This is a genomic window from Streptomyces viridochromogenes (assembly GCF_001270495.1).
Classification (GTDB): domain Bacteria; phylum Actinomycetota; class Actinomycetes; order Streptomycetales; family Streptomycetaceae; genus Streptomyces; species Streptomyces viridochromogenes_A.
The window spans coordinates 84,250-98,878 of record NZ_LGUR01000072.1 but is presented as its reverse complement, the minus strand read 5'-3'; the positions used below and the strand labels follow the sequence as shown (position 1 = coordinate 98,878).

The 14,629-nt window shown below is 71.9% G+C and carries 10 protein-coding genes and 1 tRNA gene; 1 reads left to right on the top strand and 10 read right to left on the bottom strand.

Features of this window, described 5'->3' with window-relative positions; all coding sequences use genetic code 11:
• Positions 1 to 19 precede the first annotated feature (19 nt).
• From ADK36_RS09255 to ADK36_RS09240, 4 genes are all read right to left on the bottom strand, one after another.
• A complete protein-coding gene (locus tag ADK36_RS09255) occupies positions 20 to 1,045 on the bottom strand; it encodes an L-idonate 5-dehydrogenase (RefSeq protein WP_048586042.1) in 1,026 nt (341 codons plus the stop codon).
• 14 nt (positions 1,046 to 1,059) lie between these two features.
• Positions 1,060 to 1,824, bottom strand: coding sequence for an SDR family oxidoreductase (locus tag ADK36_RS09250; protein ID WP_048586041.1), 765 nt, complete (start codon positions 1,822 to 1,824; stop codon positions 1,060 to 1,062).
• Between the two features lie 10 nt (positions 1,825 to 1,834).
• Complete coding sequence (locus ADK36_RS09245; protein WP_048586040.1) at positions 1,835 to 3,232, bottom strand: GntP family permease; 1,398 nt, start codon at positions 3,230 to 3,232, stop codon at positions 1,835 to 1,837.
• 115 nt (positions 3,233 to 3,347) lie between these two features.
• Positions 3,348 to 3,866, bottom strand: a complete 519-nt coding sequence (locus ADK36_RS09240; protein ID WP_048586039.1) for a gluconokinase — start codon at positions 3,864 to 3,866, stop codon at positions 3,348 to 3,350.
• A 137-nt stretch (positions 3,867 to 4,003) separates the two neighbouring features.
• On the opposite strand from ADK36_RS09240, the gene ADK36_RS09235 reads away from it, so the two are divergent.
• A complete protein-coding gene (locus ADK36_RS09235) occupies positions 4,004 to 4,705 on the top strand; it encodes a FadR/GntR family transcriptional regulator (RefSeq protein WP_048586038.1) in 702 nt (233 codons plus the stop codon).
• 25 nt (positions 4,706 to 4,730) lie between these two features.
• Here the strand turns inward: ADK36_RS09235 and ADK36_RS09230 are convergent, their stop codons facing one another.
• The 6 genes from ADK36_RS09230 to ADK36_RS09205 all read right to left on the bottom strand — a co-directional run bounded on the left by ADK36_RS09230 (position 4,731) and on the right by ADK36_RS09205 (position 14,589).
• The gene (locus ADK36_RS09230; protein ID WP_078916647.1) at positions 4,731 to 5,150 is read right to left on the bottom strand and encodes a YchJ family protein; all 420 of its coding nucleotides are present in this window, start codon (positions 5,148 to 5,150) and stop codon (positions 4,731 to 4,733) included.
• A 4-nt stretch (positions 5,151 to 5,154) separates the two neighbouring features.
• Positions 5,155 to 6,498, bottom strand: coding sequence for a M1 family metallopeptidase (locus ADK36_RS09225; protein ID WP_048586036.1), 1,344 nt, complete (start codon positions 6,496 to 6,498; stop codon positions 5,155 to 5,157).
• Between the two features lie 77 nt (positions 6,499 to 6,575).
• Complete coding sequence (locus tag ADK36_RS09220; RefSeq protein ID WP_053196958.1) at positions 6,576 to 10,436, bottom strand: Pls/PosA family non-ribosomal peptide synthetase; 3,861 nt, start codon at positions 10,434 to 10,436, stop codon at positions 6,576 to 6,578.
• 229 nt (positions 10,437 to 10,665) lie between these two features.
• Complete coding sequence (locus ADK36_RS09215; protein WP_053196956.1) at positions 10,666 to 13,872, bottom strand: hypothetical protein; 3,207 nt, start codon at positions 13,870 to 13,872, stop codon at positions 10,666 to 10,668.
• Between the two features lie 153 nt (positions 13,873 to 14,025).
• Positions 14,026 to 14,376, bottom strand: coding sequence for a hypothetical protein (locus ADK36_RS09210; RefSeq protein WP_048586033.1), 351 nt, complete (start codon positions 14,374 to 14,376; stop codon positions 14,026 to 14,028).
• A 125-nt stretch (positions 14,377 to 14,501) separates the two neighbouring features.
• Positions 14,502 to 14,589: transfer RNA gene (locus ADK36_RS09205), tRNA-Leu, on the bottom strand.
• Positions 14,590 to 14,629: the final 40 nt, after the last annotated feature.

Genomic DNA, 14,629 nt, shown 5'->3' with positions numbered 1-14,629 from the left:
GCGGAGCGGAGGCCAGGCGTCAGTCCCCGAAGTCCAGCAGCACCTTGCAGGACCGGCCCCGGTCCGCCGCCAGCGTGAACGCCGCCCCGGCCTCCCGCACCGGCACGACCGCGCTGACCAGCCCGTCGAACGACGCCTCGGCCGCGAGCAGTTCCAGCGCCGCGTCGAACTCCGTGTCGAAGCGGAACGCCCCGCGCAGCTCGATCTCCCGGCTCACGACGAGGTTCCCCGCGAACGGACTCCGCCCCGGCGGCAGCATCCCCAGCTGCACCACGACCGCGCCACGCCGCACCAGCCGCAGACAGGTGTCCAGGCCCGCGGCGACGCCCGACGCCTCGATCGCCACGTCGACCTCGGAGGGCCACCCGGCATCGTCCGGATCGTCGGCCCGTACGAGGGTGTCGGCGCCGGCGATCCGCGCGTACTCAAGAGCCGTCGGCAGCAGGTCCGTCACCGTGACGCGGGCCGCCCCGGCCGCCTTCGCCGCCGCGACCACCAGGCACCCGATGGGCCCGGCACCGGTGACCAGGACATGCCTCCCCGCCACCTCCCCGGCCCGCCGCACCGCGTGCAGCGCGACGGACAGCGGCTCGGCGAGCGCCGCGCGGCGCAGGTCGAGGCCGGCCGGGAGCGGCCTCAACTGGCCGGCCGGGACCGTCACCCGGGCGGCGAATCCGCCCTGCACATGCGGGAAGCGGGCCGCGCTGCCGAGGTAGCGCGTGTCCCGGCAGACATTGCGCCGGCCGTCCGCGCACTCCGGGCACACCGCGCAGGGAGTGGCGGGGTGCACCGCGACGGCCGTACCGGCGACCGGCCCCGAGGCTCCGTCGCCGTACGCGACGACCGTCCCGACCACCTCGTGCCCGAGCAGCATCGGTTCCCTGAGCCGGAAGTCGCCGACCCCGCCGTGCCGCCAGTAGTGCAGATCGGAGCCGCAGACCCCGCCGTAGCGCACGGCCACCAGCGCCTGTCCGGGGCCCGGAGCCGGTACCGGCAGCTCCTCGACCCGCAGGTCGCCCGCACCATGGATCACGCAACCGAGCATCCCCGGGGCCTCCTTCACAGCACGCTCGTCATGCCGCCGTCGACATACAGCACCTGTCCGCTGACGAAGTCCGCGGCCGGAGAGGCGAGGAACAGCACCCCGCCCACCAGGTCCTCGGTACGGCCCCAGCGTCCGGCCGGGGTGCGTCGCCGTACCCAGGCGCTGAACTCCTCGTCCTGGACGAGGGGTTGGGTGAGTTCGGTCTCGATGTAGCCGGGGCCGAGGCCGTTGACCTGGACGCCGTGCGGGCCCCAGTCGGCGCACATGCCCTTGGTGAGCATCTTCAGCGCGCCCTTGGTGGCGGCGTAGGGCGCGATGCCCGGGCGGGCGACCTCGCTCTGGAGCGAGCAGATGTTGACGATCTTTCCGTGGCCGCGTTCCGTCATCCGGCGGGCGGCCTCCCGGCCCACCAGGAACGCGCTGGTGAGATTGGTGTCCAGGATGCGGTGCCAGTCGGAGTCGGTGAACTCCAGCAGCGGGGCGCGCAGTTGCATGCCCGCGTTGTTGACCAGGATGTCCAGCGGGCCCACCCGCTCCTCGACATCCGCGATCCCGGCGGCCACCGAGGAACCGTCGGTCACGTCGAACACGGCCGTGTGGACCCGGTCCCCGGGCAGGCCGGCGGCGGCCTCGGCGAGGCGTTCGCCGTCCCGTCCGTTGAGGACCACCGTGCAGCCGGCCTCCGCCAGACCCTGGGCGAGCGCGAGGCCGATGCCCCGGCTGGAGCCGGTGACCAGGGCAGTGCGGCCGCTGATGTCGAAGAGGGGGTGAGCCGTCATCGTCGTATCCCTAAATGATCAGCGAGAGCAGGAGGACCAGACCGCCGGCGACCACCGAGATGATCGTCTCCATGACGGACCAGGTCTTGATGTTCTGGCCGACGCTGAGGCCGAAGTACTCCTTCACCATCCAGAACCCGGCGTCGTTGACATGGCTGAAGAAGAGCGAGCCGGCGCCGATGGCGAGGACCAGCAGGGCGGCGTGGGTCGACGACATGTCGGCGGCCAGCGGCGCCACGAGCCCCGCGGCCGAGACCGTCGCGACCGTCGCCGAACCCGTCGCCAGCCGGATCGCCACCGCGATCAGCCAGGCCAGCAGCAGCGCCGGGATCGACCAGTCCTTGGAGATGTCCAGGACCATCTGCCCCACGCCGGTGTCGATCAGCGTCTGCTTGAAGCCGCCGCCCGCGCCCACGATCAGCAGGATGCCGGCGATGGGGGCGAGGCTCTTCTCGACGAGCGGCGAGACCCGCTCCTTGCCGAACCCGGCGGGCCTGAGCAGCGTGAAGATGCCCACGAGCACGGAGGCGAGCAGCGCGATCAGCGGCGAGCCGATCACGTCGAACACGCGCTGCACGGTGTTCTCGGGGTCGTCGATCACGATGTCGACCAGTGCCTTGGAGAGCATCAGGACGACGGGCAGGAGGATGGTCGCCAGCGTGGGACCGAAGCCGGGCCGCTTCTCCAGGTCCTCCGAGGTGCGCTGCGGGATCATCCGGTCCGGGGCGGGAACGTCGACCCAGCGGGCCGCGTACTTCGAGAACAGCGGACCGGCGATGATCACCGTCGGGATGGCGACGAGTACGCCGAGCGCCAGGGTGACACCGAGGTTGGCCTGGACCGCGTCGATCGCGACCAGCGGCCCCGGGTGCGGCGGGACCAGGCCGTGCATCACGGACAGTCCGGCGAGGGCCGGGATGCCGATGCGCATCAGCGAGTAGTTGCCGCGCTTGGCGACCATCAGCACGACCGGGATCAGCAGTACGACGCCGACCTCGAAGAACAGCGGCAGTCCGATCACCGAGGCGATCAGCACCATCGCCCACGGCATCGAACGGCCGCTCGCCCTGGCGAGGATCGTGTCGACGATCTGGTCGGCGCCGCCGGAGTCGGCGAGCATCTTGCCGAGGATGGCGCCGAGCGCGATCAGCACACCCACGCCGGCCACCGTGGTGCCGAGCCCGGTGGTGAAGCTGACGATGGTCTTGTCGAGCGGTGCCCCGGCGAACGCCCCCAGTGCCAGCGACCCGATGGTCAGCGACAGGAAGGCGTGGAGCTTGAACTTGGTGATGAGCAGCACGATGACGGCGATGCCCGCCAGGACGACGATGCCCAGCTGAGCGTGGCCGGCCGTGGTGATGGGCTCGACCGGGTCTGCTGCCAGCATCTCGACACTGAGTCTGGTCACGGGGGTTTCCCTTGCAGGTACGGGGTGTTGGGGGAGAGGGGTACTGCAGTGGGGGGTGTGTTGGGGGGTGTCAGAGGTGGTGCGAAGGATGGTGCGAGGGGTGTGACGGCGCGTGTTACGAGTCCGACCGGGGGAGCTCGTCCAGCGCCTTGGCGGCCCGTTCGGTGATCTCCTCCGGGCTCCCGGCGACATCCACGGCGACTCCGGCCTCGTCGGCCCCGAGCGACTGGAGCGTGGCGAACTGCGAGTCCAGCAGCGCGGTCGGCATGAAGTGCCCCTGGCGGTGCGTCATCCGGTCCTCGATGAGGGCCCGGTCGCCGGTGAGGTGCACGAACACGACGCCGGGCGCCTCGGCCCGCAGCCGGTCACGGTACGACCGCTTCAGCGCCGAGCAGCTGACCACCCCGCCGAGTCCGGCCCGCTCGTGCGCCCAGGCGCCGATGGCGTCGAGCCACGGCCACCTGTCGTCGTCGTCGAGCGGGGTGCCGGCCGACATCTTGGCGATGTTGGCCTGCGGGTGGAAGTCGTCGCCCTCGGCGTACGGGACGCCGAGCCGGGCGGCGAGCAGGGGACCGATGGTGGTCTTGCCGGTGCCCGCGACGCCCATGACCACGACGACATGGGGGGTACTCATCGCTGCCTCACTGTCTGCTGTCTTCGTCGACACGTGATGTCGACGCAACTGAAACTCATTAGGTACGACGAATTCAAGAGGCTGTGACATATAAGTCTGACTTTTTGATCGCGTGACCTGACCCGTACGCTGAGTGCATGAGCACAACGGGCCGGGGGCTGCACGGCCAAGTACTGGAAACCCTCGGCCCCGCGATCACCGCGGGCGAGTACCCGCCGGGCAGCGTTCTGCGCACGGACGAACTGGCGCAGCGCTTCGACGTCTCCCGTTCGGTGATGCGTGAGGCGGTCCGTGTTCTGGAGTCCATGCACCTGGTGGAGTCCCGCCGCCGGGTGGGCGTGACCGTCCGCCCCAAGGCCGAGTGGAACGTCTACGACCCTCAGGTCATCCGCTGGCGCCTGGCCGGCGCCGACCGCCCCCAGCAGCTGCGCTCGCTCACGATGCTGCGCTCGGCGATCGAGCCGGCGGCCGCCGGACTGGCGGCGAAGTACGCGACGGCCGAGCAGTGCGCCGAACTCACCGAGTGCGCCCTCGGCATGGTCGCCCACTCACGCGGCCACCAGCTGGAGGGCTACCTGGTCCACGACATCGCCTTCCACCGCGTCATCCTCAACGCCTCCGGCAACGAGATGTTCGCCCGCCTCGGGGACGTCGTCGCCGAGGTCCTCGCGGGCCGCACCCATCACGAGGTCATGTTCGAGGACCCCGACCCGGCCGCCGTCACCCTGCACGTCCAGGTCGCGGAGGCGGTCCGCGCGGGCGACGCCGTGCGCGCCGAACACCTGACCCGCGAGATCACCATGGGCGCCCTCCAGGAACTGGACATCCTGGCGCCATGAGACGTAGCGGGCGGTACGGGAGCCGCTAGCTCAGGAACTCCCCGTCCACGTACACCCACGCCCCGTCGACCCGCTCGAACCGGCTTCGCTCATGCAGCGACCCGCCCCGGAACGAGGCGCGGAAGGTGACCGTCCCGGTGGAGTGGAACGCCGAACCGTCGGTCGTCCCCAGGATCTCCAGCCCGCTCCACCGCATCCCCGGATCGAGGTCCAGCCGCGGCGGCCGCGTCCGCGGATGCCAGGTCCGCAGCAGGTACGCCGCATCACCCTTGACGAACGCGCTGTACCGCGACCGCATGAGCGCCTCGGCGGTCGGCGCGGCCGCCGCGCCGATGGGGGTCCCCCCGGTCGAGGTTGTTCGAGACTGGGGGAGAAAGCGGCCGCAGCACTTGTCGTAGCCCTCGGGCAGCCCGCACGGGCAGGAACGCGTAGTCACGCCCGCCATTGTGCTAGCCCGCCACCCGCGTCGGCGCCCCGGGCAGCGGCGGCAGCGCCGTCCCGTACACCCATGCCTCGAACAGCTCGTCCACCGGCTCGGTCGCGAAGCGGGCCACGTGCGCGGTGAAGGCGGCCGTCGTCACCGTGCCGCCGCGGTGGAGCTGTCCCCAGGCGCGCAGCATGCGGAAGAAGGCGATGTCGCCCATCGCGCAGCGCACCGCGTGCAGCACGAGCCCGCCGCGTTCGTAGAGCCGGTCGTCGAACATCGACTTGCGCCCGGGATCCGCCAGCCGCAGATCCTGCGGCATCGACGACAGCAACCGGTGTGCGGTGGCGGCGAGTTGCTGCGCCGTACGCCCGCCCGACCGCTCCGACCACAGCCACTCGGCGTACTTCGCGAAGCCCTCGTTCAGCCAGATGTGCCGCCAGTTGGCGATGGACACGCTGTTGCCGAACCACTGGTGCGCCAGCTCGTGCGCCACCAGCCGCTCCGAACCCCGCGCCCCGTCCACGTGGTTGGCGCCGAACAGCGACAACCCCTGGGCCTCGACGGGCACATCGAGTTCCTCCTCGGTCACCACGACCGCGTACTCGTCGAAGGGATACGGCCCGAACAGCTCCTGGAAGAGCTCCATCATCTGCGGCTGGCGCGCGAAGTCCCGGGAGAACTCCGGCAGCAGATGCGCCGGGATGTGCCCGTGCTGCGGTACTCCGCCCAGACCGGGGTCACCGAGCAGTACCGTCTGGTACTTGCCGATCGACAGCCCGACCAGATAGCTGGACGTCGGCGCCGACTGCTCGTACACCCAGGTGGTCGTGGACGCCTTCGTCGTACGGGTCAGCAGGCGCCCGCCCGCCACGACCGCGTACGCCGACGGTGTGGTGATCGAGATCTGGTACGACGCCTTGTCGGCGGGCCGGTCGTTGCACGGGTACCACGACGGCGCCCCGATCGGCTGGCTCGCCACCAGCGCCCCGTCCTCCAGCTCCTCCCAACCGATGCCGCCCCAGGGGCTGTTCACCGGCTTGGGGTTGCCCGACCAGTGCACCTCGACCGTGAAGGCGGCACCGGCGCGGACGGGCTTGGCGGGCCGGACGCGCAGCCGCCCGCCGCGATGGGTGTAGTGCGGCTGCCGTCCGTCGACCCGGACCCGCCCGATCCGGAAGTCGGCCAGGTTCAGCACGAACTCGGTGAGCGGCGCCCGTCCCGCGATGGCGTTGATCCGGGCCGTCCCCGAGAGCCGGTTCGGGCCCGGGCGGTAGTCCAGCGCGAGCTCGTACCGGTGCACCCGGTACCGGGGATCGCCGTGCTCCGGGAAGTACGGGTCCGCGCCCGCCGCCTGCTGAACTGCCACCGCTGTCTGTGCTCCCTGCGCCGTACTGATGCCACTCCCCGCCGACCCCCCGCTCTCCGGCTCCGGGTGGGCCGGCATCAGGGACGCCATGCCTCGATCGGATTGCCGAGCCAACGGGTGTCGTCGGGGACGGACTCCGCGGCCATGACGAGCGACGCGGGACCCAGCGTCGTACGGGCCCCGATCGCGCTGCCGGGCAGAACGATCCCGCCAGGACCCAGCGTCGCGCCCTCTCGGAGGACCACAGTATCCGTCCGCAAGATCCGGTCGTGGAAGAGGTGCGTCTGGAGCACACAGCCCCGGTTCACGGTGGACGCGTCCTCCAGCGTCACCAGATCCGTCTCCGGCAGCCAGTAGCTGTCCACCCACACGCCCTTGCCGATGCGCGCGCCGAGCCCGCGCAGCCACGCCGTCATCACCGGCGTACCCGGCACCGAACCCGCCAGCCACGGCACCGCGAGCACCTCGACGAAGGTGTCCGCCAGCTCGTTGCGCCACACGAAGGCGGACCACAGCGGATGCTCCCCGCTGTGATGCCGGCCCACCAGCAGCCACTTGGCCAGGATGGACACGAGCCCGGCCACGGCCCCGGCACCCAGCAGCACCAGCCCCGCCAGCAGCGGCGCCCACACGCCCAGCGCACACAGCGCGGCGATCGTCAGCACCGCCAGCCCCGCCGAGCAGAACACCGGCACGATCCGGCACAGCTCCACCAGCCCGCGCGCCCACAGCAGCCGGGCCGGCGGGTCGTACGTCAGGCTCTGGTCGCCGTCGGCCGCCGCACGCGGCAGCTTCACCGGCGGCAGCCCCAGATACGACGTGCCCTTCTTGGCCTTCTTCGGCGTCGCCGACAGCACGCCGACCAGCCCGCCGTCCGGCACGGTCCGCCCGGGCGCGGTCATCCCCGAGTTCCCGAGGAAGGCCCGCCGCCCGATCTCCGCCCGCCCGATCCGCATCCAGCCACCGCCGAGCTCGTACGGCGCGGTCAGCGTGTCGTCGGCCAGGAACGCGCCCTCGCCGACCGTGGTCAGGCTCGGCAGCGCCAGCACGGTCGACACCTCGGCTCCCCGCCCGATCCGCATCCCGAGCAGCCGCAGCCACACCGGCGTGACCAGCCCGGCGTACAGCGGGAACAGCGTCTCCCGCGAGCGGTCCATCAGCTGCGTGACCGTCCAGGCCTGCCAGCCGACACGGCTGTGCGTCGGATGCGTGCCCTCGCGCAGCCCGAGGCTCAGCAGCCGTACGGCGATCAGGATCAGCACGGCGTACGCCAGCCCGAAGGCGAGCGTCGCCGGAACCAGGGCCAGCGCCGCGCCCGTGAGGGGCGCGTCCGGTGTGAAGAACACCCGGGCCACGAGGAACGCGGCCGCGCCCGCCAGCACCGGCAGCCCGGTGAGCGCGAAGCCCGTGATGCCGTACATGACACGCCAGTACGTCCCGCGCCGCGGCCGTTCCTTCGGCCAGTTGCGCTTGGCCTTGCCCAGCTTGACGGCCGGTGCGCCCGCCCATCGCTGACCGGTGGGAATCTGCCCGGTGACCGCCGAACCGGGTGCCACCTCGGCCCGCTTGCCCACCCGGGCACCGGGGAAGAGCATGCTGCGCGTGCCGACGACGGCATGCGCGCCCACCTTCACGGCGCCGATCTCCAGCCGGTCCCCGTCCAGCCAGTACCCCGACAGATCCACCTCGGACTCCACGGCCGCGCCGCGCCCGAGCTTGAGCAGCCCGGTGACCGGCGGCAGCGAGTGCAGGTCGGCATCGGGCCCGACCTTGGCGCCCAGCGCCCGCGCGTACCGCTCCAGCCACGCCCCGGTCAGCGAGGTCGCCCCGCTGAACTCGGCCAGCCGCTCGGCGGTCCACAGCCGCAGATGCACACTGCCACCGCGCGCGTACCGGCCGGGCTTCACACCCCTGAGCAGCAGGCGCGCGCCCCCGGCGGCCAGCGCGAGCCGCCCCGGCGGGCTGAACAGGACGACGGCTCCGACGGCGAGCAGCCACCAAGGGGCCGTGGGCAGCCACGCGTAGGCGGGCAGCAGATTCCCGAGCACGGCCAGCGCGACCGTCCAGCGCAGGCCGAGCAGCGAGAACAGCGGAACGAGGAGCAGGAGCTGGAGCACCTGGGCGCGCCGGGGCACCGGCGCGACGGTCCGCTCCGCCCCGTCGTCCTGCGAGGAGTCCTCCAGCCGCCGGGCCAGCTTCCGCAGCACCGGCTGCTGGTAGATGTCCAGGACGGCCGAGCTCGGATACCGGGTCCGCAGCCGCGTCGTCAGCTGAGCGGCGGCCAGACTGCTGCCGCCGATCGCGAAGAAGTCATCGGAAGCGCTGGTCACGGGGATGCCGAGCACCTCGGTCCACTGCTCCGCGAGCCAGGCCTCGGTGCCGTAGAGCTGCTCGGCCGGTCCACCACCGCCGCTCTCCAGGCCCGCCAGCGGCCAGGGCAGCGCGTTCCGGTCCACCTTGCCGGACGTACGGGTCGGCAGCTCCTCGACCGGCGCGAGCAGCGGCACGAGCGCGGCGGGCAGTTCCGCCCGCAGCTTCTCGACCGCCGCCGCCTGATCCCAGACGTCCTGGGTGACGACGTACCCGACGAGCAGCTGATTGCCGCTGCGAGCGGTCCGCACGGCGGCGGCCGCACCGGCCACCCCCGGCAGCGCCTGCAACGCGGCATCCACCTCACCGAGCTCGATCCGCCGCCCGCCGAGCTTGATCTGCTCGTCGGCCCGCCCGAGGAAGACCAGGCCCTCGGGCTCCGCCTTGACGAGGTCGCCACTGCGATACGCCCGCTCCCAGCCCAGGGACTCCAGTGGGGCGTACTTCTCCGCGTCCTTCTCGGCGTCGAGATACCGGGCCAGCCCGACCCCGCCGATCACCAGCTGCCCGCTGGCGCCCATCGGCACCGGCTCCCCGGCCTCGTCGACGACGGCCAGCTCCCAGCCGTCCAGCGGCAACCCGATTCGGATCGGCTCCGCACCGCTCATCAGCGACGCACAGGCCACGACGGTCGCCTCGGTCGGCCCGTACGTGTTCCAGACCTCGCGCCCCTCGGTCACCAGCCGCTGCGCCAGCTCGGGCGGACAGGCCTCACCGCCGAAGATCAGCAGGCGTACGTCGTTGAGGGTCTCGGGCTCCCAGAGCGCCGCCAGCGTGGGAACCGTGGACACCACGGTGATCTCCTGCTCGACCAGCCAGGGCCCCAGATCGGCACCGCTCCTGACCTGCGAGCGCGGCACCGGCACCAGACAGGCGCCGTACCGCCAGGCCAGCCACATCTCCTCGCAGGACGCGTCGAAGGCGACCGACAGACCCGCCATGATCCGGTCCCCGGGCCCGATCGGCTCCTCGGTGAGGAACAGCGCGGCCTCGGCGTCCACGAACGCGGCGGCACTGCGGTGCGAGACGGCGACGCCCTTCGGCTTCCCGGTGGAGCCGGACGTGAAGATGATCCACGCGTCGTGCTCGACGCCGGGACGGCCGGCGGAGGACGCGGACGTGCCGTGGAGGGCGATCTCGTGCCCCGCACCGATGACGGCCCGTACATCCGCCTCCCCGAACACCAGCTCGGCCCGCTCGTCCGGGTCCTCGGCGTCGACCGGGACATAGGCGGCACCGGCCGCGAGCACGGCGAGGATCGCCACGTAGAGGTCATTGGTCCCGGACGGCACCCGCACGCCCACCCGGTCCCCGAGCCCGACCCCGGCCGCGGCGAGCCTGCGCCGCAGCCGCTGCACCTCGACGGCCAGGGCACGATAGGTCAGGCTGGTCGTGCCGTCGTCCAGGGCCGGCTCGTCCGGAAACGACCGTACGGACGCCTCGAAGACATCGACGAGGGTGCGCGGGGAGGCCGCCTGACCTCCGGAAAAACGGGCCGTGTCGCCGAACTTCTCGCGGATCTCCTCATCGAGCAGGCCGAGAGCACTGCCCTCGTGTATGGCTGCCATCCGGTCCTCGCGTCTCGATCCCGGATGCCTCCGGGGCGCTGGCGGGCCACAGGTTTGCCTGGGGTTGTCCGGCTCCAGCTCCGTAACAAGCCGGAAATTTTAGTACGACGCTAGGTTCGCGGCCGTTGGTTCACCACTCGGGAAGTCCGTTCGGGGCGGCGTGGGGGCTGGCGAGCCGACGCTGACCTGGTGATCTTCGACCGGACGAGACATGCCCCACACGAGCGCCTCACGGGTCCGTCAACGCCCTGGACGGACCCAGTTGTCCGTCCACCACCGCTGTCACCACCGACGGCGCCAGCGGTCCCAGGCTCGCCAGCGGCTCCGCCCACCCCGCCGTGTGCAGCACCCGGGCGAGCAGCCGCCGGGCATGCGCGGGGCTGGTCCCTCTCGCCACCTTCAGCAGCGCCTGTGCCTGCGGGCGGGGGTCGCGGATCCTGCGCGCCACGGCCTCCGCACGCGCGTGATCTCCCAACGTGATGAGCACGTCGGTGAGATCGGAGAGCAGCTGAGGCCAGTTGTCGTTGCTGTGCGCGCTGTCGACCAGGGCTTCGACTTCGCGCGCGAGGCGCGCCGCCCGCTCGGGAGCACCGGTCGACGCGGCGGTGCGGGCCAGCTTGACGAGAGCCAGCGCACGCCGGAAGGGATGATCGACATCGCGAGCGACCTCTTCCGCCCACCCGTGGTCCCCGGTCATCACGGCCACGTCCACCAGCTCGTTCAGTGCCCGTGTCCGCTCGCCCTCGTCGCACATGGCGCAGGCGAGCCGTCTCACCTCGTGGGCCAGCCCTTTGACCCGCTCCCCGTCACCCATCACGGCCATCGCACGGGCGAGGTTGAGCAGCGCCTGCAACTGATGGCGGGTGCTGGAGCCGGCGTCACGCATCCGGGCCTCCACCTGCTCTGCGAGCGCACGGGCCCGGGCCTCCTGGCCGAGGAGGACGTCGACATGCGCGACGGCCACCATGGCCTCGGTCTTCTCGTCCGGATCGGGCAACGACGGGACGGCCGCCTCCGCCTGCCCTCTGAGGCTCCGGGCCTCGTCATGAGCACCGTCGACGGCCGCGCCCGTGGCCAGCTCCAGCAGGAGCCGTACCCGACGGCCCGGGTCGTGGACCCGCGACGCGATCGATTCGGCGAGCGAGCCCTCCCTCAGCTCGAACGCGGCCGTGCGGGCGAAATGGGCGAGGTCTCCGTCCGTGCCACCGGGCCCGGAGGCAGCCCTCTTCTCACCCTCCACCGCACCGATGAGTTCATCGAGGCACGCCCGGACACTGACGGTGTCGGTTCCCGCCAGCCGCAGCAGCGCATTGATCCTGTGCGTCGGCACGGGAATGCCGCGGGCCAGGAGCTGCGCCCGCGCCGGGTCTCCGGCGACGGCGATGGCCGGCACCACCCCGGCGAGGGCGGTCGCCCGCTGGCCGGGATCGCCGATGACGTGGGCCAGCGCATCGGCTCTGCGGGCCAGTTCGCGGGCACGTTCGGGCATGCCGGCGCGTGCCGAGGTGCGGGCCAGCATCGCCAGCACCCTGGCCGTCTCGCCCGGGCTGGAAAGGGAGCACGCGAGGTCCTCGGCCTCCCGGCACAGTGCTTCGCAGCGGGTCCGGTCACCCGCCAGCGCGGCGCCGACCGCGAGATTGCACAGCGTTCGCGCCTGCTTGTACGGATGCGGAATGGTCCGAGCCAAGGACCACGCGCGTTCGTGGTCGCCCATCAGATCGAGGGAAGTGGCCACGCCTGCCATCGCATGGGCCCTGTGCAGCGTTCTGCCGATGCCACGCGCCACCGACTCCGCCCGCGCCACGAGACGGACGGCACGCACCTGGTCCCCGGCGCGCGCGGCCGCCCGCACGAGGTCCGAGAGCGCGCTCACCTGCTGGCGCGGATCCTCCACGGCGAGACACAGCTCCTCCGCCAGCTCCAGCTGCCCGGCCGCGCACGCCGCCTTCGCCACGTCGGCGAGTGCTCGTGAACGCGGGCCCGGGCCCGGCGCCGAGTCGGCGAGGGCCCTGGCACGTTCCAGGTCGCCGGCCCTGAGCAGCGTCTCGAGCAGACACAGCACCGCCTTGTTGCGGCGCTCGGGAATGAGAACGCTGTGGATGAGGGCCTCCGCCCTCTGGTGGTTCCCCAATGCCGCCCAGAGGGCGGGCAACGCGGTCGGAATCCGGTCGTTACGCGCCTTGAGGTTGTCGCGGTGCAGCGCCAGCCGCGCCATCGCGAGCAGGTCGGGGTCGTCCTGCCCCAGGATCAGCTCCTGCGCCGCCGCGATCTCGGTGAACGCGGCCGCGTCGCCGCCGGTGGTGTCGAGCATGCGGTTGTGGCGGGCGACCTCCGTGGCGCACTGGACCATGCGCGGCAGATCACGCGAGTCCTGCAACAGCCGGAAGTAGCCGAGAAACAGATACTCGGGCGTATCGCGGGGCCATCCCCGCGCCCGGTGTGCGTCTGCCCAGTGATGCAGCCGGTCGCGGTAGCGGGCGACCGCGCCGCCACCCAGCATGGACAGCGCCGTGACGCGCAGCTCGTCGTGGCCCAGCGCATACACCTCCTGACCGCCCCACGAGCTGATGAGCGGGATGAAGGTGCGGCCCGTCACGGTCCGGACATGGCGCCCGACGGTGTAAGCCGATTCGCCCGTGAGCTCGGCCAGGTCACCCTCGCTCAAGCCGCCGCCGGCGGTCGTGATCAGGCCCAGGATCTCCCCGGCCGGCCCCGACTCGTCCAGCAGCCGCTGGAGTTCCCGCTCCGCGTCCGCCCGGACCGCCTCCGCATGCGGCGACGGCGAGAGTTCGCGCACGACGGAGGGATCACGCAAGGGGTGGTTCGGCGGCACGTCGGCGGGGATCGGCGGACTCGGCCGGCTGGCCACGACGACGCGCATCCCCGCGTCCGGCCGGGCAGGGAGCAGAGCGGCGATGCTGTACGACTGGGGCAGCACGGTGACACCGGAGTCCTCGTCCAGTCCGTCCACGATCAGGACCAGGCGACTGCCCTCGTCCGCGCACCGGCGGGCGGCCTCGGAGACCAGACGCAGCAGATGAGCCTCGCGCGTCGCTTCGGTCACCTGCACGGGCAGCGGCTGCCCGAGGTACGCGGCCAGCTGTTCCATCACCACATCGCAGAACGCGATCCGGTCGTTCTGCCCGGCGAAGCGCCCGGTGATGAAGAACGGCACCACCCTCACCCCCTTGGGCGGGTGCAGGGCGAACCACGACAGCAGGGCCGACTTCCCGGCCCAGGCACGCCCCCTCAACCACAGATACGGGCTCTCCACCGGTCCGGTACAGAACGCGGCCAGGGCGGCGAGCTCCTCCTCGCGTCCCAGCAGTTCCGGGGGTGCGATACGACGGGTCTGCTCGCGATACCCGGTCCGCGCCGCGGCCGGACCGGCGAGGGTGACATCGCCCTCCACATGCAGCGCCCCGGAGACCGCCATGCCTCCGACAGCCTGTGCCAGTCCCGTCTCCGCAGCCGTCACGCCCGACCGCCGACCCCACGATGGCCCCTTGCCGACCAATGGCTCCGTCCTCGCGTCCACCGGCGGACCACGCCGCCTACCCACCCGTGTCGTCCCGCGCCCCTGGCGGGGTCAGGACCGGCGGAACCCGCTCGTGGCCTCGCCCTGATCAGAAGCGTCGGCGGTGCCGGTCCGCAGCACGTCGACCGCCTGGGCGGCACCCGCACCCGACACCGCGGCCCCGGACACCGCCGAGCCGGCACCCGAGGCACGCGCGTCACCGGTCCTGACGACGCGGACGACGCCTCGCCGTGGCACGGGTACCAGAGCCCACACGGCGACGCCCAGGGACACCACCGCGACCACCGCTGAGAACAGGGTCGCGATGTGGTCGGCCTGGCCCGGACTCACCACCAGGAAGGCGACGGCCAGAAGGCATGCCACCACGCCGGTCCCCAGAGCGACGGCACGCTGTGTGTTCATTGCGGCATTATCTGTTACCGGCTGATGCGGCGGGACGGATTCCTTCGAACCGAAGCGTCAGGATCACCCGGCACGACAAAAGCCCAGGTGCAACGAAAGAACCCCCAGTCGCCTGGGGGTTCCGCTGGTGTCCGAGGGGGGACTTGAACCCCCACGCCCGATAAAGGGCACTAGCACCTCAAGCTAGCGCGTCTGCCATTCCGCCACCCGGACAAGGTGTCTGTCGTGCGGGGTTTCCCCCGCGGCGACAGAG

Excerpts from the sequence above, each read along its gene's own strand:
- ADK36_RS09240 (WP_048586039.1), bottom strand. The coding sequence starts at position 3,866 with ATGAGTACCCCCCATGTCGTCGTGGTCATGGGCGTCGCGGGCACCGGC.
- ADK36_RS09230 (WP_078916647.1), bottom strand. The coding sequence starts at position 5,150 with ATGGCGGGCGTGACTACGCGTTCCTGCCCGTGCGGGCTGCCCGAGGGC.
- ADK36_RS09235 (WP_048586038.1), top strand. The coding sequence starts at position 4,004 with ATGAGCACAACGGGCCGGGGGCTGCACGGCCAAGTACTGGAAACCCTC.
- ADK36_RS09215 (WP_053196956.1), bottom strand. The coding sequence starts at position 13,872 with ATGGCGGTCTCCGGGGCGCTGCATGTGGAGGGCGATGTCACCCTCGCC.
- ADK36_RS09210 (WP_048586033.1), bottom strand. The coding sequence starts at position 14,376 with ATGAACACACAGCGTGCCGTCGCTCTGGGGACCGGCGTGGTGGCATGC.
- ADK36_RS09255 (WP_048586042.1), bottom strand. The coding sequence starts at position 1,045 with ATGCTCGGTTGCGTGATCCATGGTGCGGGCGACCTGCGGGTCGAGGAG.
- ADK36_RS09250 (WP_048586041.1), bottom strand. The coding sequence starts at position 1,824 with ATGACGGCTCACCCCCTCTTCGACATCAGCGGCCGCACTGCCCTGGTC.
- ADK36_RS09220 (WP_053196958.1), bottom strand. The coding sequence starts at position 10,436 with ATGGCAGCCATACACGAGGGCAGTGCTCTCGGCCTGCTCGATGAGGAG.